Origin of the sequence: Sphingomonas sp. AP4-R1 (assembly GCF_013113735.1) — a bacterium.
Classification (GTDB): Bacteria; Pseudomonadota; Alphaproteobacteria; order Sphingomonadales; family Sphingomonadaceae; genus Sphingomonas_I.
Window position 1 is genome coordinate 4,509,561 of sequence record NZ_CP053346.1, and the last position, 25,440, is coordinate 4,535,000.

Consider the following 25,440-nt stretch of genomic DNA (forward strand, 5'->3'; position numbering starts at 1 on the left):
GTCATCCCGGCCGAAGTGACGCTGATACGAAAAGGCCGTCACCCCACCGGGATGACGGCCAGTCGCTCGGGGAAGGAAATCAGGCGCGGAAGATTTCGGTCGCGGTCGTCCAGGCGCGGGCCTGTTCGGTCAGCGTGACGCCGAGGCCGAGGCGATCGGGGATCAGCATCTTGCCGTCCTTCGTCTCCAGTTCCTCGTTGAAGAGCGGCGCGAGCCAGTCGAAATGCTCGACCCAGGCATCGTGCGGATAGGCGGCCGAGAGGTGGACGTGGATCTCCATCGCGAAATGCGGCGCCATCTTCAGGTGGCGCTGCTCGCCCATCGCCATGATCTTCAGAAACTGGGTGATGCCGCCGACGCGCGCCGCGTCCGGCTGCATGAAGCCCACCGCATCCTGCCGGATGAAATCCCAATGCTCGGCCGGGCTCGTCAGCATCTCGCCGCTCGCGATCGGGGTGGCGAGCATCGCGGAGAGCTTGGCGTGGCCGGCCGAGTCATAGGCATCCAGCGGCTCCTCGATCCACACGAGATCGAACTGCTCCATCGCGCGGCCCATCCGCATCGCGGTCGGCCGATCCCATTGCTGGTTGGCATCCACCATCAGCGGAATTTGCATGCCGATATGCTTGCGGACGGCCTCCAGCCGCTTCAGATCGGTCGCGGTATCGGGCTGGCCCACCTTGATCTTGATGCCGGCGATGCCGTTGCCCAGCGCCTCGTCGATATTGTCCAGCACCTGCTCGATCGGCGTCGAGAGGAAGCCTCCGCTCGTGTTGTAGCAGGAGACGCCGTCGCGATAGGCGCCGAGCAGCTTGGCGAGCGGCAGTCCCGCACGCTTGGCCTTCATGTCCCACAAGGCATTGTCGAACGCCGCGATCGCCTGCGTCGACAGCCCCGAGCGGCCGACCGACGCGCCCGCCCAGACGAGCTTCGTCCAGATCTTGCCGATGTCGTTGGGATCCTCGCCGATCAGCAGCTGGCCGATTTCCCTGGCGTGGGCATATTGGCCGGGGCCGCCCGCGCGCTTCGAGTAACTGAAGCCGAGCCCTTCCTGGCCGCCGGCGGTGCGGATCTCGCAGAAGAGGAAGGCGACTTCGGTGAGCGGCTTCTGCCGCCCGGTCAGCACCTTGGCATCGCTGACCGGGGTCTTCAGTGGCAGGAAGGCCAGCGAGAGTTTGACCTCGTCGATACGGTCTGCGGCGGGGAAGCTCATCTCATTCCTATTCGCTGAGGCCCATGCGGGCGAGTTGGACACGCGCGCATTCCGCCTGAATGCGGACGTAACGCTGGTAGGTATCGGCGCCGACCACGAACGGATTGGGGTCGCCGGGCAGCGCGTGGCGCAGCAATTCCTCCTTCTCGATCGTCTCGGCGTGGAGCGGATGGTTGGCGATCAGCACGTCGACGCCCGCCGCCTTGGTCAGTTCGCCCCAGCGCGCGAAGGCGGGGATGCTGGCGCGCAGGCCCGCTTCGTCGCGCCCGCCCCCGGTGCCGCCGTTGAAGCCGACGATATGGCGCTGGCCGTGATCGGTGACGGGGAAGATGGCGGACAGCGTGCCGGGCGTATGGCCGGGCGTCACGTAGAACCGGATCGTCGTATCGCCCAGAGTGAGCGTGCCGCCGTCCTTCATCTCCATGTCATGCTTCGGCAGCGGCAGATCCTTGAAGACGCCGGGCTTGGGGCCCTTCTCCATCATCTCCCAGTCGATCGCCGACGCCACCACCCTGGCGCCGGTGGTCTGCTGCAGCCACCGGGCGCCGCCATAATGATCGCCATGGCCATGCGTGACGACGATATATTTCAGATCCTTGGGGTCGAGGCCGAGCGCCTGCATGTTCGGCACGAGCAGGGTCTTCGCCTCGTCCGCATTGTCCAGCGTATCGAACAGGATCAGGCCCGCGCTCGTCTTCAATACGTAGGCCGAAACCGCATTCTGGCCGACCGAGTAAAGCTGGTCGAACACCTTGGTCGGCGTGATCTTCCCGTCGAACTGGATGCCACGCACGCGCACCGGATAGACCGGGCTGATGATGCAGCGATGCGCCATGTCCGCAAACAGATCGGTGCCGGCCAGCTTGCGCGCGGCGGAGAGATGCTGCGCCACCGCCGCCTCGTTCGCCTTGGGTAAGGCGGTCGGGGCAGGATAATCGACGGCGGCCTGGCGGGGTGCCCCGCCCACCTCCTGCGCTGGGGACGCGGAGGCGAGCAGGGCGAGCGCGATGCCCGCCACCGGCACGAAAGACATGGACGTCGTCGCATATCTCGCTGTGGGGAGGGTCCGGGTGCGGGGCATCGGCTGGCTCAATATTTGAAGCGAATGCCGACGCGATAGGCGCGGCCGACCACGTCATAGAGGATCGGGTTGGTCTGCAGGCCGCTGGTGCCGACCTGCGCGACCACCGGCGGATCCTTGTCGAGCAGATTTTCGATCTTGATGAAGACCTCCATCTGGCTGTGGCCGGCCGCAGGCAGCTTGTAGCCCGCCGCGAAGTCGACATAGGCCGCGCCCTTGATCGTGTTGTTGTCGATATCGACACCGGACGTCCACGTATTGTCGTACACGCCCTTGCTGATCGTCCGCAGCGTGATCAGGCTGTTGAACTTGGCATCGTCATAGCCGAGCGTGACGAACCAGCGCCACTTGGGCGCGTCCGCGGTATTCTGGCCGGCGGCTTCGGTACGGACGCCGCCGTTGATCGTCGTGCGCTTGGCGATGTGCGAGCCGAGCGCGCGCAGCGTCACCGTGCCGGGCATGCCCGCGAAAATGTCGCCCAGCGGCTGGCGGAAGCTGCCTTCCACGTCGAAGCCACTGGTCTTCAGGCGGGACAGATTGATCGGCTGGGTGACGATTTGGGCAATCACGCCACTCGAATCGCGCTGGATCGCGCTGCAGAGGACGGTTTCGCCGCGGAAGCAGCGATCGATCGTCTCCTGGGCTGCCAACGTCGTGATCGCGTCCTTCAGATCGATCTTGTAATAATCGAACGAGGCCGTGAACTGCCGGAGCCACGACGGCGAATAGACGACGCCCAGGCTGGTCGTATCGGCCTTCTCCGGCCGCAGCGCGGTGTTGCCGATCGTCAGGCGGTTGGCGCGATTGCCGGCGAGGTTGCGCGTCGGATCGACGATGTCGACCCCCTGCGTGTTGCCGGCCGCATACAGCTCCGAAAGGCTGGCGGCGCGGATGTCGCGCGAACGGACGGCGCGCAGGCGGATGTCGTTGATCGGCTTCCAGGTGAGGCCGGCCTTCCACGTCACGACGCCGCCGCTGGTGGAATAATGCGTGTAGCGGCCGGCGCCGTTGAACTCGAGGCTGCGCAGGAAGGGGATGTTCTCGGCCAGCGGCACGACGACTTCGGCGAAGGCCTCCTTCACGTCGTAGCTGCCGTTCGTGCCCTTGAAATTGCCGGTATAGAAGCCGTTGACCGCCGAGACGGCGTCACCCACGCCGGAGATCTGCTCCTTGCGATATTCGCCGCCGGCCGCGAGGCTGACGGGGCCGGCCCACAGGCTGAACGGCTCGCCGCTGATGCTGGCGGCGGCGACGTTCTGCTTGAGCGTCAGGTCCTGCGTGGCGGTGCCCTTCACATAGGCGATCGCCTGCGGACTCGCGACGCCCCAGCCGAACACGTTCAGCGGAACACAGCCGTCATTCGGGTTGGTCAGCGTCGAGGTGCAGACGATCTGCCCGGCCGAATTACGCGTCGCCTGGATCGCCTGGGCGAACCGGGCGATGTTGGTCGTGTTCGTCAGGACGTAGCCGATGTCTGCCTGACCATATTGATAATAGGCATCCCACTTCCAGTCGCCGAACACCTTGCCGGAGAGCGCCGCGACGCCGCGATAGACCTTGCGGGTCGCCTCGTTATACGGCCGGCCGAGATCGTAGGTGGAATAGCCGTAGCGGAAGGTGCTGACGCCCGCCCCGCGCGCTGCTGCCGCCACGCTGGCGGGCAGATAGGGGTTGTTGACCGACAGGGTCAGGTTGCCCGGATAGCGCTGATAGGCGGCGATATTGCCCGTCTGCGAATAACCGTACGAACCCTCGACGCTGAACTCGATATCGTCGGTGATGTCGTAGCTGACGCGCCCGAAGGCCGAGCCGCGCTTCACCGTCGAATCCAGCGCGATGAGGTTGCCCTCGGTGAATTGGTTGCCGCCGACCATCAATGGATCGGAAAGGAACGTGCCGCGCACGAACGGGCCGACCGCGCCGTTGAAGCCGAACTGGGTGTTCCCGATCGCCGCCGCCTGCGCCGCCGTCAGCCCGGTCGGCGTGATCACGCCGCCCTGCGCCACGGTCAGGCTGTTGACGTTGCTCGCGATGATCCGCCTCGGCTGGCCGTTGGTGGCGGTATAGGCGGTGTTGGTCAGCAGATTGGTCTGGTTGAACCATTTGCGCTTCGACGGATCGATCCCGGCGATGCCAGCCTGATACTGGCCCTCGACGCTCAGCAGCACATGGCCACGCCCGTCGGCGAAGGGGGCGCCAAAGGCGAGATAGCCGTTGGTGTTGGCATCGTCGCCACGGCTGGTGAGGCCGCCCGCGATCGAGCCCTTGATACCCGTGAACTTCTTCTGGAGGATGAAATTGACGACGCCGGCGACCGCGTCGGAGCCGTAGGCGGCAGACGCACCGCCGGTCACGACATCGACGCGCTCGATCAGCGCGGACGGCAGGTTGTTGATGTCGACGGCATTGGTCGGCGTCGAGGAAACGACGCGCCGGCCATCGAGCAGCACCAGCGTACGGTTGGCACCCAGCGAGCGCAGGTTGAGCGTGTTGAGGCCGTTGGTGCCGGTGGACGTGTTGCCGTTGCCGGTGCGCGTCGTCGAGCTGCCGGACAGCTGCGGCATCTGGTTCACGAAATCGGCGATGTTGGCGGGCGCCGCCTTCTGGATCTCCTGGATGCCGACGACGGTAGTGGGCGTGGGCGCGGCGAAGCCGTTGCGGGTGATGCGCGATCCGGTCACCACGATGTCGGCGGCGGCCGCAGCACTGGGGGCAGCGCTTGCCTGCGGCGCCTCGGCCGCAGCGGCATCCGGCGTGCCGGCCTGATCCTGAGCATAAGCGGCAGCCGGCAGAAGCGCGCAGGAAACGGCGAAGATGGCGGCGCTCTGCAGCAGGCGCGACCGACCGGTCGCGCGGAAGGAATGTTCCACGGCTCTCTCCCTATTATATTTTCGCATTGCTGGAAGAATAGAGACAGGCACCGGGCCATATCTTGCCTCACCAGCAATTCGTCTTTTGTTTTTATCGCATGATCAGTCTGTAATCGCGCCGCCCAAGGGTCCAATGCTGATGGCGGATTGAGCAATGCAGCCACGGCATGGATGGGTCGGCCGGTCGCGATCGGCGGCGTGCGACCGGCCGGATGCTCAATAAACGGTCGCGTTCTGCTTGGCGGCGCGCTTGCCCGGATCCTCGCCGAACCGCGCCACCTCGTTCAAAACGGGATCGACCGGCGGGGCGCCCCACGGGAAATCCAGCGTCGGCGGATTGGCGTAGCGCCGCATCTTCAGCTGCAGGCGCGTGCCGGTGCCCGGCGCGAGGCGAAGGGTGAAGGCGCGGGCATTCACCGTCTTCGCCGCCCCCTTCCCTTCCGCCACGGTCAGGATCTGATGCTCGCCATAGGCTCCGCCCTGGATCGTTATGGTGCGGGTCTCGGTCGGGCTGCAATTGACGAGCGTGACGCCGGTCGTGTCCGCCGTCAGCGTATCGACGAGCGCGGCCACGTCCTGCGGCACGCCGGGGCGGCGCGCATCCGCATCGAAATAGCGCAGGCGCGAGAATTGCAGCGCGCCGCCCACATGCGGCGACTGCGCCGACCAGCCCGGCCGCCCGACATGCGCGCCGCCCTGCATCAGCATGATCAGTGCGGAGACGCTGGCCGGATTATAATCCATCACCGTATCGACGAAGCGCGTATCCGGCAGCGTGGTATCGGCGCGCACCGCCGCCGCCGTCTCGCGGATGTGATCCAGCGCTCCCTGCAGCGCCGTGACCGGGAAGGTCGGGTTCTTGCCGTCGAGATATTGGAAGAAGGGATGATCGGGCGCCCGCGCGCGATCGCTGGGCTTCATCGACAGCAGATAGATGTCCTGTGCGGCCACCGTCCACTTGTTGGGCTTGAAGCTGTACCAGCCATTGTCCCCATACATGGTCGGATATTGCATCTTGCCGTCGACCATCTTGCCGTTGGCGTTGATGCGGTCGGTCATGCGCCGCCACACATCGAGATATTTGTCGTCGCCCGTCATCAGGAAGGCGTTGAAGAAGCCGACGCTCGCATAAGGAATGCGGTTGCGGTCCTCGGGTTTGCCCGTCATCGGCACGATCGGGCTGAACGACCAACCGTACGTGCCGCCATACCATTTGCCGCCGGCCTCGCCGCCGATCTTGCCGTCATAGCCGATATTGGAGGGGATGATGTCGTTGTTGGCCTTCGCCCGATCGATCCAGGCATCGACATAGTCGGTGATCCAGGTGCGATATTTGGGCTCGTGCGCGAGCATGTAGGCGTTGAGGACGAGCCCGGTCGCCTCCAGGTTCAGCGGGTGATCGCCCGTCGTCTCGGTATAGTCCTTGAAATGCTCCAGCATCTGTTCGTAGCTGTGCTCGCCGTGCAGCAGCGCGCTGGGATCGATGCCGGTGAGGTCGACCGGGTCGCCCGCCCAGTCCAGCGCGGTCGCCTTGCGCATCAGCGGGCCACGGCTGCCGTTCATCAGGCTGCGGATGATCTTGTATTTCGGATCGTAATTGGGCGCGGCCGGATCCTCACCCGTATAGAAAGCGGCGAAGCGACGAACCCGATCGCGATACTTTTGCGAATAGGGGTTGCCGAGCCCCATGATGTTGAAGACGGACAGCCCCTCGCCATTGTGCTGCCAGTCCATCATGACCGGAAATTCCTTGAAGTACATGCCGCCCCGCGCGAACGGCACGTCCTTCGTCTTCGCCAGCGTGAACTGACGGACATGGCCTTCATAGGCCTTTTCATAGAGGGCGCGGATCTTCTCCGATCCGCCGAGCTGATAGAGGTGCGGCCAGTCGTTGACGTTCTCGATCGCGTCGTCGGGGCCGTCATCGCCGCCCCAGCGCTCGATCGCGAGGAAGAAGCCGGTATTCGGATCGTAATAGCGGGTGAAGAAAGCTTCGCAGGCGGCGGTGTGCGCCTCCAGCAGGGTGCGCTGGAGCAAGGCCCATTCGGGCGGCGCCATCGGCGTCGCAATCTCCAGCATCGGCGTTTCGGCTACCGCCGCGACGACGGCCGCGCCGAGAGGAGTCACCGCTGCCGAAAGCGCGAGCGCCGTCGATCCAAGCAGGAAGTCGCGCCGGCTGCTGCCCATCAATCTCTCCCGATCACCCGGACCTGCTCGGCCGGTGTATCGCAGCGAGGGATAGGACGCACGCCGACGACCGACTAAGCCAAAGCCTCTATCGATCGATGCGGCGATTGAATGCGTTGCCGGAAGCCGCATGTGATTTTTCCGCGGAATTGCGCCCGGCCGGAGGATATCCGGCCGGGCGCCTGCTCCTCGGAATTTGGCCGGGAAGTCCGCGCCTTTCCCGTTCCCGTTCCCGTTCCCGTTCCCGTTCCCGTTCCCGTTCCCGTTCCCGTTCCCGTTCCCGTTCCCGTTCGTGCTGAGCCTGTCGAAGCACGTGCTGCAAGCGCCACGCTCGCAGCACGTTCTTCGACTTCAGCCCTTCGGGCTGAAGTTTATCCTGAGCGCCTGCCTTGGCAGGCAGTCGAAGGGCTCAGAACGAACAGATTGTGGAGGCCCCGGGAAGGCCGATGAGATGCCCTCAGAACTCCGCGCTGACGCCGAAGGTGAAGGTGCGGCCGCTGGTCGTATAGACCTCGGTGCGCTTGGCATCGACATTGGCGAACTGGCGGATCGGCTCGTTCGTGATGTTGATGCCTTCGACGATCAGGCGAACGTGCGGATAGACGTTCCAGTGCGCCTGGAAATCGACGTTGTTGGTGCCGTAGATCCCGCCGCCCGAATTGGCGAGCGCGTTGCCCGCGCCCGTCAGATACTGACTGCGATAGGCGGTCGAGATGCGCGCGCCCCACACCGCATTCTCATAATAGAGCGTCGCATTCGCCGCCCATTTCGAGAGATTGTAGAGCGGCAGGCTGCGCGAGGTGGTCACGCCGCCGGTGGTGTAGAACACGGTCTGCTTGCCGTCGAACCACGTGCCGTTCACGACCATACCGAGATGCTTGAGCGTGCCCGGCAGGAAGGTGAAGTCGTGCTGGACGGCCGCTTCGATGCCCTTGATGTCGGCGCCGGGGCCGTTGATCGGCTGGCTGACGTCATATTGGGTGGTCGCATCCTGGCCCTGGATCAGCAGCGACAGCGGCAGCCCCGTCTCGCCATAGGGGATCTGCTTCGACGAGGTCGTCACGAAGCTGTCCATCTTCTTGTAGAAGGCGCCCAGCGACGCGAAACCGTGCTGGTCCATATAATATTCGACCGAGCCTTCGACCGACGTCGCCTTGTACGGCTTCAGGAACGGATTGCCGAGGCTGAGCGACCCGCCGTTCGGGCGCGTCGTGATCGATCCCGCCGCCGCCAGATCGCCGAGGCCGGGCCGGTTCACGTTGCGGCTGGCGCTGACGCGCAGCACCAGGTTGCGCGCCACATCCAGCGCGACATTGGCCGCCGGCAGCCAGCCGTGGCTGTTCGTCTCGATCGACACCGGCACGAAGCCCGCGCCCGTCGCGAGATTGCCCGACGAGATCAGATCGGTCGAATAATAGCGCACGCCCGCATTGGCGCGCAGGCGCATGCCGCCGACCTGCGTATCGAGATCGATCTGGCCGAAGCCCGCCCAGGTCTTCTCGTCCACCCGATAGTCGCTGCCCGCCTGCAGATAGGAGGCGTTCAGATTGCGCGGATCGCCGATCGCCGCATAGATACCGTCGACATCGCCGACGATATACTGGAGCAGCGTATCGACGGGCACCGTCTGCTTCAGAGTGTTCGGCACCGTCGTCAGCGTCGGCGTATTGTGGAAAACCTTGTTCACCCACGTATATCCGCTGTTGGTGAACTTCTTATATTCCCCGCCTGCCTTCAGCGTCAGCGCGTCGGTCAGCTTGTAGGCGCCGTCGAACTTGCCGTTCGTGTAACGGTTGACGATCTTGTTCTCCTGCGTGTCGAGGCGCTGGAGCTGCCAGTTATCCGGATTGGCGAGATCCTTCCCATAGGTGTTCACCGGAATGGTTGGGCGCGTATCGTAGCTGAAGGCCATGTTCTTGGCCTCCATGAACACCTTGTCGAACACCGGCTGCGCGAAATCGGATTCCTCGAACCCGGCCAGCGCGTGCAGCGTCAGCCGATCGCTGACGTTCCAGCTGGCATTGCCCACCGCCTGATAGAAATCGGTGTGGTTCTTCACGATATGATGCTCGGAGCGCTGATCGATGCCGGTGAAGCTGGCCGCGCGCAGCGTGTTGGACTCGTCGATCACCGCGCTCTGGATGATCTGCGTGCCGTTGATCGTGGTGCCGGTCAGCGGGTTCGCCCCGGCCGTCGCGATCGCATAATCGTCGCGATGATCCGAAAGGCGGCCGTAGAGCAGATCCACGTCGAGCTTGAAATCGTCGCCGGGATGATATTGCAGCGACGAGGTCACGCCCAGCCGCTTGCGATCCGTATACCAGCTCGACGGCGACTGCGCGGTCGACTGCCACACGCCCGACAACAATTTCTGGCGCGTCGCGGCATCGATGTTCGGTCCGATATTGGCGGCCGCATATTTGGTCAGGCCCCAGCCCCAGTTGCGATAGCCATATTCGTTGTTACGGATGTTGCTGTAGGCGACGGAGACGAGCGCGCCGAAATCGCCCCAATGGCCCGAGGCGAGGCCCACCACGCGCGGCGTGACGCCACTCGTGTTCGTGTTGGTCTGCCCCTTGGCGGAGACGACGAACTTGGTGCCCTCATAGTCGAAAGGCTTGGCGCTGGTGAGCTGCACGGTGCCGGCGATGCCGCCCTCGTCCTGCTCGGCCGAATAGGATTTCTGGACGGCGACGCGGTTGAACAGCTCGGACGCGAACAGGCTGTAGTCGAACGAGCGCGAACGGCTGACCGACCCGCGATTGTCCATGCCCGAGGCGGTGTTGCCCAGCACTTCCATGCCGTTCAGCTGGGTCCGGGTGAAATCGGCGCCGAGGCCGCGCAGCGCGATCTGACGGCCCTCGCCGCTGTCACGCGTGATCGTGATGCCGGGAATGCGCTGGAGCGATTCCGCGAGGTTCAGATCGGGAAAGGCGGCGATATCGGTGGCGACGATGTCGTCCTCAGCCCCGACCGCGGAACGCTTGAAATTCTGGGCCGCCGTCAGCGACTGGCGATAGCCGGAGACGACGATGTCGCTCGGCAGCGCCATGCCGTCCTCGCCGGGCATGAAGGCCGCCGCCTGCACGGTCGCGGCCGTGTCCGCCCCGGCCGTCTCACGCGGCAGGCCCTTTCCCGGCTTCACCACAGCGACACCGCCCTTCATCGAGGCCGCGAGGCCGGTGCCGCGCAGCAGCTCGTCCAGCGCGCGCTGCACGCTGTAGGCGCCATGCACGCCGCCGGTGCGGCGGCCCGCCACCGTCGCGGGGGCCACGACGACCTGCAGGCCCGTCGCCTGCGAGAATTGCGAGATACCCGCGCGCAGGTCCATCGGCGCGATATCGAACCGCATTTCGCGCGACAGATCGGTGGCGCCGGCGCCCTGAGCCTGCGCGGCTGCCGGAATGGCGAGCGCCAGCGCCAGCGCCATCCGCGAAATTCCCTTTGAGCGATTCATTCTTCCCTCCGTTCGAGCGCGACGCGCCTCCGTGGGGAAGACGGGGTGCCATCCGAATATGGACAAAAGAATTTTGTTGCGCCGCAGCGACTTATTGATGGCATTTTTCTGACAATGGGAGCGATTGCCCTGCCGTACTCCTGCGTTCGCAGGAGCACGACGTTGATTTAGACGCCGGGCACGAGACGCAGGCGATCCTTGTCCTGCACCACGCGGAAGCCATAGGCCTCGCCCATCGCGTCCAGCAGCTGGCGGGCATCGTCCAGCCGGAACCGCCCCGAGAGCGGGATCGCGGCCAGCTTCGCCGGGGGCGCCGCGATCACAGGCCCGTCGCGACGGTTGAGCGCCTCGACCAGTTCGCCCAATTCCATATCGTCGGTGTCGATCCAGGACTGGCGCCAATCCTGCTGCGTCGCATCGAAATGCGTGGGCGTGCGGGCGACACCGTTGGCGAAGCGCGAACGCCAGCCGGCCGAGACCAGCACCGCGCCGCGATCGCTGCGGACGCCGCCGAAGCGCACCCGGCCGCGATAGACGGACAGCTTCACCTCGCGGCTGCCGACATCAATCGAGAAAGCCGTGCCCAGCACGCGCGTGGCCGATCCGGCGGCACGGACCACGAACGGCCGGTTCACCTCATGCGCGACATCGAAATAGGCCTCGCCCCGGCGAAGCTCCACGACTCGCTCGCGCTCGCCCACCGTCACGTCCAGCGCGGTCGCCCCGTCCAGGTGGAGCGTCGAGCCATCCTCCAGCCGCACGATCTGCTGCTGCCCGCGCCGTGTCTCGAAATGGTGCGGCGCGGGCGCGGCCGGCAGGAACCAGCCGCCCTTCATCGCGCTGACACCCACCACTGCGACCAGCATCGCCGCGAGCCCAGTGCCGATCGCGCGGCGGCGGCTCTCGCGCATCGCGCGCACGTCCGCATCGGACAGGCGCCCGACCATGCCGATCTCGGCCAGCGCCGCGTCCAGCGCGGGATCGTCGAGCGTGCGCTGCACCTCGGCGGCGGCCTGGGGCGGCGCCTCCTTCAGCGCGCCCTCATCCTCGCGCATCGCCCAGCGCGCAGCATCCAGCAAGGCGGCGCGACGGCTCACCCGCGCGCATCCAGTTGCAGGCCGCGCCGCTCCAGCGCATCGCGCAGATCGGCCAGAGCGCGTGTGCAATGCTTGTCGATCGCAGCCTGGCTCATGCCCAGATCGGCGGCGATCGTCGCGCCCGGAATCCCGTCCAGCCGACGCCGCAGGAAGATTTCGCGCCGCAGCGGCGGCATCACCTTCAGCGCGCGAACGAGGATGTCCACGCGCTCGCGATAATCCAGCACCTCTTCGGCGCGCGGCTGCGGGCAGGCGATATCCTCGGCCAGTTCGCCCGCCGGCGGCAGCGCGCGCAGGCGGCGGAAATGATCGTGGACCAGATTGCGCGCGACCGCGAAGCAGAAAGCGGCGGCATCGGTGATCGTCCGTGTCCGCCGATAATCGTACAGGCGGACATAGGTCTCCTGCACGATATCCTCGCCCTCGGTGCGATCGCGCATGCGGCCGGTGACGAAGCCGTGCAGCGCCTTGTGCAGCGCGGCGTCCTCGGCGGCGGCGGTGCGCCGGGCGGCGAGCAGGGTCATCTCATTCATGGCGGTCGCCCCGGCGGGACATCGCGGCGGCAGCCCGCTTGGGCATCGTCATCGTGGCTGTTCCCGGCGCAAAGGTCGCGAGTCCGGCCTGACTAGGCGCGCTCCGTGAAGGGTCTGTGACAGTCGGCGATGACACGCCTTCCGTGCGCGCCTAGTGGCCGCGCGAACCTTCAGGCGAGCCTATCCCACGATGCGAACCCCGATCCTGCTTGCGGCCTTGCTGGCCTCCATCGCCACCGCCTCGGCAGAGACCCCGGCCCGCCCCGATTTCAGCATCGGCGCGATCGCCGACGCGCAGTTCGCGGCCGAGCCGGATGCGCCGCCGCGCCTCTATCACACCGCGCCCGGCAAGCTGACGGCGGCCGTCGCCGATTTCGATCGCCAGAAGCTGGCCTTCGTCGTCCATCTCGGCGATTTCATCGACAAGGATTGGGCGAGCTTCGACACGATGCTGCCGATCGCGCACAAGTCCCGCCATCCGTGGCATTTCGTGCTGGGCAATCACGAATTCGCGATCCCCGAGGCGCGCAAGCCGGAGCTGCCCGCCAGGCTCGGCATGCCCGCGCGTTACTATGCGTTCACGCAAGGGGACTGGCGCTTCCTCGTCACCGACGGCAACGATCTCAGCACCTATGGCTGGCCCGAGGGCAGCCCGGAGCAGCGCGCGGGCGTCGCCGCGCACGACACGCTCTATCCCGCCAAGCCCACCTGGGATGGCGGCCTGGGCGAGGCGCAGATGCGCTGGATCGAAGCGCAACTGACCGAGGCCGACAAAAAGGGCCAGAAGGTCGCCCTGCTCTGCCATTTCCCGGTCTTTCCCGAGAACAAGCACAATCTCTGGAATGCCGAGGCCGTGATGGCGCTGATCGAGCGCCACCCGTCGGTGAAGCTGTGGCTCGACGGGCATAATCACGAGGGCAATTACGGCGTCCATGCCGGCGTCCATTATCTGAACCTCAAGGCGATGCTCGACACGGACGACACGGCCTATTCGCGGCTCGATTTCTTCAAGGACCGGATCGAACTGCACGGCACCGGCCGAGAGGCGGACAGGGTGATGCCGCTGCGCTGATCGGGGTCGGGCGCCGCTGATCCCTCTCCCCGTTCGTCCTGAGCGAAGTCGAAGGACGTGCTCCGAGCGATACGCCGGCCCTTGCAGCCGGTGCTTCGACTTCGCTCAGCACGAACGGCTTTTTGGGCGTCTGCGGGATGCCCTTTCGGCTTTGCGGGAGGAGTTCTGGCACAGCCGCACCCTCATTATTCCATTTCCCGGAACAGATCCTTCATAATTAATGGGATTAATCGATCCACACGGAATACTTATTCCGTGTCTCCAGAGGCCGGGCGGATCGCTCCGGCAGCTCACGATGGAGACCTGCGATGAAGCGACTGATCCTTCCGCTGCTGCTGGCGACCGCCGGTATCGCCACCCCGGCCTCGGCGATCGCCGCGCCCGCCGCCATCAGCGCCCCTGCCCCCGCCACCATCCACTACAGGACCGCGCAGGTCGAAGGCGTCAGCCTGTTCTATCGCGAGGCAGGACCCGCCGACGGCCCGGTCGTGCTGCTGCTGCACGGCTTCCCGACCTCGTCCCACATGTTCCGCAACCTGATCCCGCTGCTGGCCGATCGCTATCATGTGATCGCGCCCGATTATCCCGGCTTCGGCGAGAGCGGCGCGCCCGATCACAAGGCCTTCGCTTATTCGTTCGCCCATTATGCGGACATGGTGGACGCGCTGATGGGCCAGCTCGGCGCGAAGCGCTACGCGATGTACGTGATGGATTATGGCGCGCCCGTCGGATACCGGCTGGCGCTGAAGCATCCCGAGCGCGTCTCCGGCCTGATCGTCCAGAACGGCAATGCCTATACCGAGGGGCTCGGCGACTTCTGGAACCCGATCAAGGCCTATTGGGCGGACGGCTCGCAGAAGAACCGCGAGGCGCTGTCGATGCTGGTCAGCCCCGAAATCACCAAATTCCAATATACGGACGGCGTGAAAGATCTCAGCCGGATCGACCCCGACAATTGGAGCCACGATCAGGCGCTGCTGGACCGCCCCGGCAATAAGGACATCCAGCTCGATCTGTTCAAGGATTACGGGACGAACGTGCCGCTCTACCCGCAATTCCAGGCCTTCTTCCGTGATCGCAAGCCGCCGACTTTGATCGTGTGGGGCAAGAACGACAAGATCTTCCCAGAGGCCGGCGCCCATCCCTATCTGCGCGACCTGCCCGATGCGGAGATGCACATCCTCGACACCGGCCACTTCGCGCTGGAAGACAAGCTCGACGAGATGGCGCCGCTGATCCGCGACTTCCTCGACCGCAAGATCGACCGATAATCCACAGCCGATCGAGCGCGCGAAAGGGTGCGCCCGATCCCGCAGGACCGCAGGAGCTCGACATGAGCGACGCCGCATCCGAACACCGCCCCACGACATGGCATGAAGGCGAGAAGGCCCTGCAATCCGCTTATGGCGTGGCCGGGCGGATGGAGGAGATCGGCCCTCACATCATCCGCGATGCCATGCCCGATCAGCACCGGATCTTCTACGCGCAGTTGCCCTTCCTCGTCGCCGGCAGCGTCGATCCGCGCGGCGATGCGTGGGCCACCCTGCTGGCCGGTCATCCCGGCTTCGTCCGCTCGCTGACCCCGACCACGCTGGAGATCGCCGCGCGGCGCGATTCCGGCGATCCCGCGAGCGAGGGCATGCAGGCCGGCGAGGCGATCGGGCTGCTCGGCATCGAGCTCCACACCCGCCGCCGCAATCGCGTGAACGGACTGCTGGATCATGTGAGCGAGGATGCGCTCGGCTTCACGGTCGATCAGAGCTTCGGCAACTGTCCCAAATATATCCAGCGGCGCGACTTCGCCTTCGTGCGCGATCCCGGCCTGCTCCGGACGACACAGCGTGAGGAGAGCGACCGGATTGGGCCCGAAGAGCGCGCGATGATCGAGGCGGCCGACACCTTCTTCGTCGCCTCTTATGCCGATCGCGAGAATCGCCGTCAGGTCGATGTCTCGCACCGGGGCGGCCGACCCGGCTTCGTCCGCGTGGATGACGATGGCCTGCTCACCATCCCCGATTTCTCGGGCAATCTCTTCTTCAACACGCTCGGCAACATCCTGCTGAACGGCAGGGCCGGCCTCGTCTTCGTCGATTTCGAGACGGGCGATCTGCTGCAGATGACGGGCGATGCGGAGATCGACCTGCGTTCGCCCGAAATCGCGCTGTTCGAGGGCGCCGAACGGCTGTGGCGCTTCCGCCCCCGCAAGATCGTGCTGCGGCGGGATGCGCTCCCGCTGCGCTGGACGTTCGAGGCAGGCGGCTGGTCCCCCTTCTCGCTCCAGACCGGCGACTGGGCTCAGGCCGCGCGCGCGCGCATGATCGTGTCGCACATTCCGGCTAGGATGGTCCCGAGGCCAATCAGGAGGTCATGATGTCCCGTCCCCCGCTTCCGCCATTCGACGAACAGTCCGCGATCGAGAAGGTCCGCCTGGCCGAGGACGGCTGGAACAGCCGCGATCCGGCGAAGGTCGCGCTCGCCTACACGCTCGACACGCGCTGGCGGAACCGCGCGGAATTCCTGGAAGGGCGCGCCGATGTTGAGGCGTTCCTCACCCGCAAATGGAATCGCGAGCTCGATTATCGGCTGATCAAGGAGCTATGGGCCTTCGCCGGCAACCGCATCGCCGTGCGCTACGCCTATGAATATCACGACGATAGCGGCCACTGGTTCCGCGCTTACGGCAATGAGAATTGGGAATTCGCCGCGGACGGGCTGATGCGCGTGCGCCATTGCAGCATCAACGAACATCCGATCGCGGAGGCGGACCGCAAATTCCACTGGCCGCTGGGTCGCCGCCCGGACGATCATCCCGGCCTCAGCCACTTCGGTTTTTAAGCGAAGAGAGCGGGCGCTCTCCGTTCACGGGAGCGGCGCCCGCGAAACCTTCGCACAGACGCCGCGTGGCCCCGTCGCCGGCAGGCGCAGTCTCCGCCGATGCGCCCTCGCGACGGCATCGGGATCGTCTTATTTGTGCGTCGGATGGTCGCCGTAATACGCCCATTTCGTGGTGTAATTCTTGTCGATCGTCAGGTTCTCGAGATCGGCGCGCAGCAATTCGATCGGCATGGATTTTCATGCAGGATCGCGTCGTGGAAGTCGCGATTGCTCATCTTCCCCGATTGCCCGCGGCTCGGTTCGGGCGGGCATTCCGGGAGCTTTCGTTTTCCAGGGTACATCGCGCGGGATCGGATGATGGCGCCTTGGATCGCAAGTCTTTCAGCTCGCGGCGAGCGGCGAGCATGTCGGGGGCGAAGTCCGGCGATGCGTGGAGCAACGCCACCATTGCCGATCCAGCCAGATATCCCGCCTCCACCGCGCTTTTGCTGTGCGCGCCGCACAGATAGCGGCTTTCGCCATAGACCCGGCCGCGCCGCAGGATCGCGGTCGCGCGATCCGGCATCAGTTCGGCCAGCACCAGCGCGGTCGACCAGCCTGCCGTGGTATGGCCCGAGGGATAATCGCCATTGCCGGCCAGATGCGCCGTCTTGGGCTCGCAGATCGGGCCGGGCACGTCGAGATAAGGGCGGCGGCGCTGATAGGCGCTCTTCACGGACGCGACGAGGTCCACCCCGCCCATCCGATCGAACACGCGCGCCAGCGCCGGAGCGCTCTGTCGATCCAGCTTCATGCCCATCGCACAGGCGAAGGTGGTGAAGCGATCGTCGGTCACGTCATGCGTGGCGAGCTGCCAGCGCGGGCTACCTTCCAGCGCGCGGGTTTCGCGGAAAATGCGCCGGTCGGCCTCTTCTTCGGCCGAGCCCGATGCGGGCGGCGGCGGCAGGACGTGGATCAGTTCGGCCTTGGGCACGTCCGCCAGATAGGGCCTCGGCGCATCCGTGGCCGCCACCGCTCCCACCGCGATACCGGCGAGGGCGAGGACCATGACGACCTTCACTTGGCCGCTTCCATGGTCGTGTCAGCGCATCCCTTGGGCGCGCGGACAGGATTGCACCGCGCCGGACCGCCACCGGGCAGGCGGACGCTGTAATCGGTGCCGAGGCGCGGATCCGGCCACAGATAATCGGTCGACACATATTGGGCGCCGCTGGCGAAGGCGGCGTCGCGCGGGTGCGTGTCGTTGGCGCGCGCCTCGACCGTGTTGGCATCGGCGCGCGTGCGGACAATGAAGCCGGCCGCCACGTCGCGGCGGATCCTGTCCTGATCCTCGATCGGGTGGTTGAGCGTCAGATACGCGGCGGCCGGCGATTGCTCGTCCGTATTGATGAAGGACACCCGGCCCTCCAGCGAGCGCCGCTTGCCGCGATAGACGGCGACCTTCGCGGGAGGCTCATCGAGCGCGAACAGGAAACGCCCGCGCGCTTTCTCCAGCGTTGGCCAGTTGTGGGCGAGCACGGCCTCGCGCAGGGTCGGATAGCGGCCCTGCACCTCGTCCGGCGTGATGATCTTGCCCGCAGGCAGCACCGCCCGGATCTCGGCATCCAGCGCATCATAAGCGGCCTCGGTGAAGGGCAGCGCGTCGATGCCGCCGCGCTTCGCATTCTGCTCGTCCTTGGCGTTGAACATCAGCAGGATCGGCACGTGGCGCGGATGCGTGTCCGACCAGGCGAGGATCTGCTTCAGGCAATCGGTGAGCAACGTGCAACTCGTGCCATTGTCGATGCCGGGAATGTGCAGCACCTTGAAGCCCGGCATGGCGAGCTTGGGATCGGCGGAGCCGGCCGCATAATGGCCACCCTCAGGATCGTAATTGACGTCGATCTCCAGCTGGCGCGCGCCCGCATCCAGTTGCTCGGCGAGTGGACGGTGGCTGTAATCGAGCGTGTCCGCCGCTTTCGGATCGGCCGCGCGCAGCTTCGCCATCGTCGCCAGCGCCATCGCCTGCTTGTAGCTGTTGTGCGTGCCGACCACGCTGATGTCGTTCATGCGGAGGACGGGGGCGGCATCGGCGGCGAGCGCCAGCAGAAGCGGAAGCATGATATTTCCCGAATGAGGATGCCGGGCGACCGTAGGGCCGCCCGGCCGTCGCCTTAGAAGCGGAACATGACAGAACCCTGGAAGGCCCGGCCGAAGATCGGGCGCGCCAGGATGATATTGTTGGTGGTCGCCCCCGGCAGGAGCTGCTGGCCGCCGCCCTGGCCGAGGCCCAGGCTGTTGCTGAGGTTCGTGCCCTTGAACAGCAGCGAGATCTGCTTCGTCACGTCATACTGGATGCTGGCGTTGAACACCGAGAAGCTTGGCAGTTGCACGAGATTGGCATCGTCATTGTACTTCTTGCCCTCGTAGCGCCACTCGCCCAGCACGCGCACCTTGCCGCCGAGAAGCGTCAGGCCCGGCCGCACGCTGAACATCGTCTTGGGCATGCTGCTCGGCACGTTGCCGTCGAACGACGTCGACACGGTCGCGCCGGAGACGACCGTATTGTAGGTGTAATTCTCGAACTTCGGATCCTGGAACGTCGCCGTCGCCGAGATATCGAACCAGTTCACCGGCCGGACATTGGCTTCCAGCTCCACGCCGATCGTGCGGACGTCACCATAATTGGTCTCCTGCACGATCAGCAGGGTGCGCGGATCGATAAAGGTGTTGGTGAACTGCACGTCCTTGAAGCGATTGTAGAACACCGTCGCGAACGCACCCAGCCAGCCATTCTGGAACTTCACGCCGCCTTCGGCCTGCTCGATCGACTGGCTGCGCACGTCGGTGGGCAGCACATTGTCGCGATACTGGCCGATCTGCGGCAGGCGATAGGTGTTGGTGTAGCGCGCGAACACGCCGGCATTGGGCATGAACTGCCAGTTCACGCCGACCGTGAAGCTTTGATCGTGGAACGGCTCGTCGAAACGCTGGAGCACGCCCGAACCGTACAGCACGTTATTGTCCGCCAGCGTGTTCGGATCGCCGAGATTGTAGCTCTTCACGCCCTCGCTCAGGCCATGGATCCAGATCTTCTCCCAGCGGAAACCCGCATCGAGGCGCAGCTTCGAGGTGATCTGCCACTCGTCCGAGATATAGGCCGCAACATCCTCATAGCCGCCCGTGGCATGGGCGAAGCGGGATTCGTAGCGCTGGATCCCGTTGTCGGTGACGGACCCGACGATCTGGCCCGCCGCATTGACCGCAACCAGATCCAGCAGGCGGGCATTGTCCGCCACTTCGGTGATGCCGACGCCGTCATTCCGGTCATGCGCCCAGTCGGCGGTGGTGCCGTAAATGCCGACCTTCACGTCGTGCGAGCCGATGCCGGTCTCGAACTTGTGCCCGATCTCCAGCGTGCCGATCATTTCCTTGATCGGATTCTGGATCGACTGGAACGTATTAGTGCCGACGAAGCCGTTGCCGCTGGCGTTCGCCGGAAAGGCGCTCTTGTCGTCGGCATAGACGATCCGCAGATCCGTCGCCCCGCGCGCGGCGAATGCGTCGAGCGCGGTCGAGCGGTTGGACGAGATCAGGGCCGCCTGCGTCGTCAGACTGTTGAGGCCGCGCGCGTTGCGGTTCGTGTTGCTGTCGCGATAGCGCAGGCCGCCGTTGATTTTCGTGCCGTCGTCGAAGGTGATGTCGCCCTTCGCCGTGAACTGCAGATCGCGGCTCTGGTTGAAATCGTTGAAGGCCGCGTCGCGCAGCCCCACCGGGGTCTTGATGACGACGGTGCCATCCTGTGCGCTCGTCAGCGTATCGTAATTGCCGTCGATGCCGGGGAGCGCCCTCACCTTGCCGCCGGCGGTGCGGACGAGCGGAATGGCATCGAAGAAGAAGTTGTTGTCCCGCATATATTTCACGCCGAACGACAGATTGCCGCGACCGAAATTCTTCGAGATCAGGACGCGCCCTTGCCCGCCCTTGTTGGCGACGGGCCCCGGATCGCGCACGCCATTGTCGCGGTTGTAATATCCGCCGATCGAAAAGCGCCAGTCATCCGCGATCGGGCCGCCGATCCACACGTCGCCGCGTGCCTGTCCATAGTCGGAGGTGGTCAGCTTCACGAGGCCGCTCAGTTCGGGCGTGCCCTTGCGCGGGATGAAGTTGACGAGGCCGCCCGGCGCGTTCGACGCGAAGATCGAGGACGGGCCGCCGCGCACCGCCTCGAAGCCCGAATAGGTCTCGTCGATGCGGACGAACTGGTCGACGTTGATCCAGTTGATGCCCGGATCATGCTGCACGGGCATGCCGTCTTCATAGACGGCCAGCGCCTCATAGCCGCCGCGCGGAATGCCGCGCACGCGCGTATTGTTCGCGCCGATGCCGCCCGAACTGTCGGACCAGACGCCGGGGATCGTCGCCATCACGTCGGCAAGGTTGCCGATCGAGCGGGCGCGGATATCCGTGTCCTTCAGCGTCGTGATCGAATAGCTCGCCTCGACCTTCTTCTGTGCCGAGTTGCCGAGGCGGCCGGTCACGAGAATGTCGTTCATGTAGACGCTGTCACCGGCGGTGGGGCTCGCGGCGCCTACCTCGTCGCGCCCCTCCGCGCTTTGAAGCGAGCCTCCCGCGCGCTTGATCACGATCGTGCGCCCGTCGTCGCTCGCGATCGTCAGACCCGATCCCACCAGCGCCATGCGAAGCGCCTCGCGCGCATCCAGTTCCCCACGCACCGCGCGCACCTTCGCCCCGGCCAGATCCGCCGCCGAGCCGATGATCTGCAGGCCGCCCTGCTGGCCGATCTGCTGGATCCCTGTCGCAGCGGCCTGTTCTGGCACGTCGAAGCGATGCGCCTGGGCAAGAAGCGGAGACGCGCAGAGAAGAAGAGCGATCGGCGCAGCCGCCGTCGCCAGAAGACGCAATTTCATGACCCACCCTTTGGTTTCGGATACACAAGAGATGGATCAGCTTTTAAAAATACGCCGGTCCTGGAAAAATTATTTACATTTCTTTCAAATGACAAACTGGCGTCATCCGAATGACTATTTCCCGATGATTATTCGATCAGCATCATGCCTGACCGATGTATTGAGGCTGACGGACACGGCATGGCCCAATGCCTCCGGATCGCGCGCGCGGAACGTGCCGTAGATGCGCTGCCCGGCCAGTGCCGGATCGTCGATCACCAGCTTCACCGGATTGTAGCGATTGAAATCGTCGGCCGCCTCGCGCAGCGTCTGGCCGTCCAGCACGATCATGCCGGTGCGCCAGGCCAGTTGCCGATCGTCTTCGCCCACCGGGCGCGTCTCGTGTCGCAGCGCCCTGTCCGTCACGACGCCACGGCTTCCCGCCGCGATGCGGATCGCCTCTTGCTCATGGCCATCCAGCCAGGCCAGCACCACGCCCTCGGTGACGGTGACGACGCCACCATTGTCGAGCTGGCGGACCGCAAAGGCCGTGCCGACGGCGCGGACATGGAGCCGCCCGGCTCGCACGATGAAGGGCCTGGCCGTATCGTGCGCAACGTCGAACCACGCCTCGCCATGGACCAGGTCGATCCGACGGACCTCCTTCGAATAAGCGATGCGAACGGTGGAAGCGGTGTTGAGCAACGCGGTCGATCCGTCACGCAGCGGCAGGCTGCGTGTCTCACCCAGATCCGAACTGACGCTCTCCGGCCGCAGCGCGAGCGCGACCAGCCCCGCCGCGACCGCTGCGATCGTCCCACCGCCGGCCAGCAACTGGCGGCGTGTCGGTCGTGTAGCCACCAGCGCGGAGGCGACCTCGCCGGGGATCGCCTGCGAGGCGCTATCCAATTGCTGCGCCGCCAGAGCGAGCGCGCTCGCGCGCAGGAAGCTGCCGGCATGCCGTGCATCGGCCGCGCGCCATTGCTCGAACGCCTGCCGCTCGTCGGCGCTGATCTCGCCCGAGAGACGGACGACCCATTCGGCGGCGGCCGTGTCGACCGCGATCGCCGCGCTCGTATTGGTGGCGCCCGTCATTCCTCATCCTCGATCGGATCGAGGGCGATATCGCGGGCATAGGCGGTCGCAACGCGCGCCATTGCTCGGGTCAATTGCTTCTGCACGATATTCTCGCTGACGCGCAGTTCGCGTGCCGCTTCCTTCTGGGTCATGCCCTTGACATAGCATAAGCGGAAAACCGACTGACAGCGCGCCGGGAGGCCATCGATCAGGCGGCTCAATTCCAGCCGGCTCCAGACGATCGCCTCGCTCGTCGGCCGGTCATCCACCTCGACGGCCGGCGTCAGATCGGTCAGCGCGTCCATCGGCACGATCTTGGAGCGACGCAGATGCTCCAGCGCGATGTTGCGGGCGGTCGTGAACAGATAGGCGCGACCGGAACGGATGTGCGCGGTGCTACCGAGCCCCGCGATCGCGCAATAGGCCTCCTGGATCACGTCATCGATATCGAGCGCGAAGCTGGACCGGGCCAGCCAGCGGCGGACGTCGCTCTCATGCGGGAGGATCTCGGCCGCGACCCATTGCGCCGTCGGCGATGCCGTCGCGCTGTTCGTGTGGCGAAACATCCGCGACCCGCTAGCGACGTATCATGACGGACCTGTTGCATTCGGCGGATGGCAGCTTCGATATCGCCGTCGCCTTCCAGTTCCGAGCGCGTTTTCGGTCTCAAGGCCCTCCCATTAGCCCGGGCGGACGCCACCCCCGAAGTCATACACGGCCTGCCGCCCGCAATTCCCATCCGGTAGCGGTGTAGATCATGAACCTCTGGGACGAGGGCTGGCCGGCCTTCTCGCCCGGACACACATGGCCGCAGCGGCTATGCTCACGCAGATTCTTCAGTCGCGCGGCCGCCTGACGGGAATGGTCGCGGCGTTGGTGCTGATCCACCGCCTTGGGGTGGTTGATTCAGGGGTGTGCCGGGTTTGGAGGTTCGGCCCCGAGCCGCCCGGCTCTGTGGGGGCCTGTCGCGCGGTGAAGGAACGGCCCTCAAACGAAAAGCCCCCCGGCGCTGTTTGCGCTGGGGGGCTTTTGGTATGTGTTGGTTGCGGGGACAGGATTTGAACCTGTGACCTTCAGGTTATGAGCCTGACGAGCTACCGGGCTGCTCCACCCCGCGCCACCTGTTGGTCCTGGGTGTGAGCCCTGGACCATTTGTCCGTCAAACACGAACGCCCCCGATATGGATCGAGGGCGTTCGGGCCCTGACGGGCGAAAGACATTGTGTATGGGTTCGTGAACCGCGCGCATGACGCAGGCTTCAATGCCTGGCGACGACCTACTCTTCCAGTGCTTAAGCAATAGTACCATCGGCGCTGTCTGGTTTCACGGCCGAGTTCGGGATGGGATCGGGTGGGTCACAGACGCTATGGTCACCAAGCAATGGAGCCTGCGTGATGCGGCGTGACTGTTGGGTCACGCCTTGCGGTTCGGGTTCGAAATCGATGTGCACCACTATGATGAGCTTGGAACCGCCACATCGAAGGCATCAGCCTTGTCGATGATGGTGGGACTCTCAAGCGCGAATAGGACAATTAGTATCGGTTAGCTCCATGCGTTACCGCACTTCCACATCCGATCTATCAAGGTCGTGGTCTTCGACCGTCCTAAGATATCTTATCTCGAGGGGAGCTTCCCGCTTAGATGCTTTCAGCGGTTATCTCGTCCATGCATAGCTACCCTGCTGCGCCGTTGGCACGACGACAGGTCCACCAGAGGCATGTTCATCCCGGTCCTCTCGTACTAGGGACAAGTCCTCTCAAATATCGACGCCCACGGCAGATAGGGACCAAACTGTCTCGCGACGTTCTGAACCCAGCTCACGTACCACTTTAATTGGCGAACAGCCAAACCCTTGGGACCTGCTCCAGCCCCAGGATGTGATGAGCCGACATCGAGGTGCCAAACAACCCCGTCGATATGAGCTCTTGGGGGTTATCAGCCTGTTATCCCCGGCGTACCTTTTATCCGTTGAGCGATGGCCCTTCCACGAGGGACCACCGGATCACTATGACCGACTTTCGTCTCTGCTCGACTTGTCAGTCTCGCAGTCAGGCTGGCTTATGCCATTGCACTCTAACAGCCGGTTTCCAACCGGCCTGAGCCAACCTTCGCGCGCCTCCGTTACTCTTTGGGAGGCGACCGCCCCAGTCAAACTACCCGCCACAGAGGGTCCCTGTTCCGGCTTCACGGAACGAGGTTAGACATCAGAAAACAACAGGGTGGTATTTCACCTATGGCTCCACATCAGCTGGCGCCAATGCTTCAAAGCCTCCCACCTATGCTACACAGTTCTTTCCTAATGCCACTCTGAAGCTGCAGTAAAGGTGCACGGGGTCTTTCCGTCTAACCGCGGGTACTCCGCATCTTCACGGAGAATTCAATTTCGCTGAGCATGTGCTGGAGACAGTGGGGAAGTCGTTACGCCATTCGTGCAGGTCGGAACTTACCCGACAAGGAATTTCGCTACCTTAGGACCGTTATAGTTACGGCCGCCGTTTACCGGGGCTTCATTTCGATGCTTGCACATCTCCACTTAACCTTCCGGCACCGGGCAGGCGTCAGACCCTATACGTCGTCTTGAAGCCGACTTAGCAGAGCCCTGTGTTTTTGCTAAACAGTCGCTACCCCCTGGCCTGTGCCCCCCAACAGTGCTTGCGCATAGTTGGGGCCTCCTTCTTCCGAAGGTACGGAGGCAATTTGCCGAGTTCCTTCAGCACACTTCTCTCAAGCGCCTTGGTATACTCTACCTGACCACCTGTGTCGGTTTCGGGTACGGTCTATACGGTGGGGCTATTTCCTGGAACCTCTTCAAAGCCCGACCAATCCGATAAGGTCGAACAATACACGAGATCCGTCACACACCACCAGGCCCACGAATATTAACGTGGTTCCCATCGACTACCCCCTTCGGGCTCGTCTTAGGGGCCGGCTCACCCTGCTCAGATTAGCTTTAAGCAGGAACCCTTGGTCTTTCGGCGAGAGGGCATCTCACCCTCTTTATCGCTACTCATGTCTGCATTCGCACTTCCGATACCTCCACGACCCATTACCAGATCGCTTCACAGGCTTACGGAACGCTCCGCTACCGCGTGGATAAATCCACACCCTAAGCTTCGGTGCGTGTCTTGA

At 64.7% G+C, this 25,440-nt stretch carries 16 protein-coding genes, 1 tRNA gene and 2 rRNA genes (1 of these 19 cut by a window edge); 4 read left to right on the top strand and 15 right to left on the bottom strand.

The window, feature by feature from the left end:
- Positions 1–79: 79 nt before the first annotated feature.
- From HL653_RS20570 to HL653_RS20600, 7 genes are all read right to left on the bottom strand, one after another.
- Positions 80–1,213: a mandelate racemase/muconate lactonizing enzyme family protein gene (locus HL653_RS20570; protein ID WP_171746157.1), complete on the bottom strand. Its 1,134-nt coding sequence runs from the start codon at positions 1,211–1,213 to the stop codon at positions 80–82.
- 7 nt (positions 1,214–1,220) lie between these two features.
- On the bottom strand, positions 1,221–2,246 hold the full coding sequence (locus tag HL653_RS20575; RefSeq protein ID WP_171746158.1) for an MBL fold metallo-hydrolase: 1,026 nt from the start codon (positions 2,244–2,246) through the stop codon (positions 1,221–1,223).
- Positions 2,247–2,302: 56 nt separating this feature from the next.
- Positions 2,303–5,164, bottom strand: coding sequence for a TonB-dependent receptor (locus tag HL653_RS20580; protein WP_171746159.1), 2,862 nt, complete (start codon positions 5,162–5,164; stop codon positions 2,303–2,305).
- 216 nt (positions 5,165–5,380) lie between these two features.
- A complete protein-coding gene (locus HL653_RS20585; protein WP_216599905.1) occupies positions 5,381–7,351 on the bottom strand; it encodes a hypothetical protein in 1,971 nt (656 codons plus the stop codon).
- A 457-nt stretch (positions 7,352–7,808) separates the two neighbouring features.
- The gene (locus HL653_RS20590) at positions 7,809–10,808 is read right to left on the bottom strand and encodes a TonB-dependent receptor (protein ID WP_171746160.1); all 3,000 of its coding nucleotides are present in this window, start codon (positions 10,806–10,808) and stop codon (positions 7,809–7,811) included.
- A 167-nt stretch (positions 10,809–10,975) separates the two neighbouring features.
- The gene (locus HL653_RS20595) at positions 10,976–11,905 is read right to left on the bottom strand and encodes a FecR family protein (protein ID WP_171746161.1); all 930 of its coding nucleotides are present in this window, start codon (positions 11,903–11,905) and stop codon (positions 10,976–10,978) included.
- Positions 11,902–12,438 (bottom strand): RNA polymerase sigma factor, encoded by a 537-nt coding sequence (locus HL653_RS20600; protein WP_171746162.1) that lies wholly within the window; start codon positions 12,436–12,438, stop codon positions 11,902–11,904. Before HL653_RS20600 ends, HL653_RS20595 begins: the two co-directional genes overlap by 4 nt.
- 190 nt (positions 12,439–12,628) lie before the next feature.
- On the opposite strand from HL653_RS20600, the gene HL653_RS20605 reads away from it, so the two are divergent.
- The 4 genes from HL653_RS20605 (at position 12,629) to HL653_RS20620 (ending at position 16,345) form a co-directional block, all read left to right on the top strand.
- Positions 12,629–13,510: a metallophosphoesterase gene (locus HL653_RS20605; RefSeq protein WP_171746163.1), complete on the top strand. Its 882-nt coding sequence runs from the start codon at positions 12,629–12,631 to the stop codon at positions 13,508–13,510.
- Between the two features lie 308 nt (positions 13,511–13,818).
- On the top strand, positions 13,819–14,781 hold the full coding sequence (locus HL653_RS20610) for an alpha/beta fold hydrolase (RefSeq protein ID WP_171746164.1): 963 nt from the start codon (positions 13,819–13,821) through the stop codon (positions 14,779–14,781).
- A gap of 62 nt (positions 14,782–14,843) precedes the next feature.
- Positions 14,844–15,881: a pyridoxamine 5'-phosphate oxidase family protein gene (locus HL653_RS20615; protein WP_171746165.1), complete on the top strand. Its 1,038-nt coding sequence runs from the start codon at positions 14,844–14,846 to the stop codon at positions 15,879–15,881.
- Positions 15,881–16,345, top strand: a complete 465-nt coding sequence (locus tag HL653_RS20620; protein WP_171747161.1) for a nuclear transport factor 2 family protein — start codon at positions 15,881–15,883, stop codon at positions 16,343–16,345. The genes HL653_RS20615 and HL653_RS20620 overlap by 1 nt, the downstream gene beginning before the upstream one ends.
- Before the next feature lie 271 nt (positions 16,346–16,616).
- Here HL653_RS20620 and HL653_RS20625 read toward each other — a convergent pair whose 3' ends face one another.
- The 8 genes from HL653_RS20625 to HL653_RS20660 form a co-directional block, all read right to left on the bottom strand.
- Positions 16,617–17,405 carry a phosphatase PAP2 family protein gene (locus HL653_RS20625; protein WP_171746166.1) on the bottom strand — a complete coding sequence of 263 codons (789 nt, stop codon included), beginning with the start codon at positions 17,403–17,405 and terminating at the stop codon, positions 16,617–16,619.
- Positions 17,402–18,445: a phosphatidylinositol-specific phospholipase C1-like protein gene (locus HL653_RS20630; protein WP_216599906.1), complete on the bottom strand. Its 1,044-nt coding sequence runs from the start codon at positions 18,443–18,445 to the stop codon at positions 17,402–17,404. The genes HL653_RS20625 and HL653_RS20630 overlap by 4 nt, the downstream gene beginning before the upstream one ends.
- Before the next feature lie 53 nt (positions 18,446–18,498).
- Entirely contained in the window at positions 18,499–21,255 is a 2,757-nt protein-coding gene (locus tag HL653_RS20635) for a TonB-dependent receptor (RefSeq protein WP_171746167.1), read from the bottom strand.
- A gap of 114 nt (positions 21,256–21,369) precedes the next feature.
- Positions 21,370–22,329, bottom strand: coding sequence for a FecR domain-containing protein (locus HL653_RS20640; RefSeq protein ID WP_171746168.1), 960 nt, complete (start codon positions 22,327–22,329; stop codon positions 21,370–21,372).
- Positions 22,326–22,877: an RNA polymerase sigma factor gene (locus HL653_RS20645; protein ID WP_171746169.1), complete on the bottom strand. Its 552-nt coding sequence runs from the start codon at positions 22,875–22,877 to the stop codon at positions 22,326–22,328. Before HL653_RS20645 ends, HL653_RS20640 begins: the two co-directional genes overlap by 4 nt.
- Before the next feature lie 474 nt (positions 22,878–23,351).
- A tRNA-Met gene (locus tag HL653_RS20650) sits at positions 23,352–23,428 on the bottom strand.
- 146 nt (positions 23,429–23,574) lie between these two features.
- Positions 23,575–23,689 (bottom strand): 5S ribosomal RNA (gene rrf / locus HL653_RS20655).
- Between the two features lie 134 nt (positions 23,690–23,823).
- A 23S ribosomal RNA gene (locus HL653_RS20660) occupies positions 23,824–25,440 on the bottom strand (it continues 1,175 nt past the right edge of the window).

Excerpts from the sequence above, each read along its gene's own strand:
- HL653_RS20600 (WP_171746162.1), bottom strand. The coding sequence starts at position 12,438 with ATGAATGAGATGACCCTGCTCGCCGCCCGGCGCACCGCCGCCGCCGAG.
- HL653_RS20610 (WP_171746164.1), top strand. The coding sequence starts at position 13,819 with ATGAAGCGACTGATCCTTCCGCTGCTGCTGGCGACCGCCGGTATCGCC.
- HL653_RS20640 (WP_171746168.1), bottom strand. The coding sequence starts at position 22,329 with ATGACGGGCGCCACCAATACGAGCGCGGCGATCGCGGTCGACACGGCC.
- HL653_RS20620 (WP_171747161.1), top strand. The coding sequence starts at position 15,881 with ATGTCCCGTCCCCCGCTTCCGCCATTCGACGAACAGTCCGCGATCGAG.
- HL653_RS20575 (WP_171746158.1), bottom strand. The coding sequence starts at position 2,246 with ATGTCTTTCGTGCCGGTGGCGGGCATCGCGCTCGCCCTGCTCGCCTCC.
- HL653_RS20645 (WP_171746169.1), bottom strand. The coding sequence starts at position 22,877 with ATGTTTCGCCACACGAACAGCGCGACGGCATCGCCGACGGCGCAATGG.
- HL653_RS20635 (WP_171746167.1), bottom strand. The coding sequence starts at position 21,255 with ATGAAATTGCGTCTTCTGGCGACGGCGGCTGCGCCGATCGCTCTTCTT.
- HL653_RS20585 (WP_216599905.1), bottom strand. The coding sequence starts at position 7,351 with ATGGGCAGCAGCCGGCGCGACTTCCTGCTTGGATCGACGGCGCTCGCG.
- HL653_RS20630 (WP_216599906.1), bottom strand. The coding sequence starts at position 18,445 with ATGCTTCCGCTTCTGCTGGCGCTCGCCGCCGATGCCGCCCCCGTCCTC.
- HL653_RS20590 (WP_171746160.1), bottom strand. The coding sequence starts at position 10,808 with ATGAATCGCTCAAAGGGAATTTCGCGGATGGCGCTGGCGCTGGCGCTC.
- HL653_RS20570 (WP_171746157.1), bottom strand. The coding sequence starts at position 1,213 with ATGAGCTTCCCCGCCGCAGACCGTATCGACGAGGTCAAACTCTCGCTG.
- HL653_RS20605 (WP_171746163.1), top strand. The coding sequence starts at position 12,629 with ATGCGAACCCCGATCCTGCTTGCGGCCTTGCTGGCCTCCATCGCCACC.
- HL653_RS20615 (WP_171746165.1), top strand. The coding sequence starts at position 14,844 with ATGAGCGACGCCGCATCCGAACACCGCCCCACGACATGGCATGAAGGC.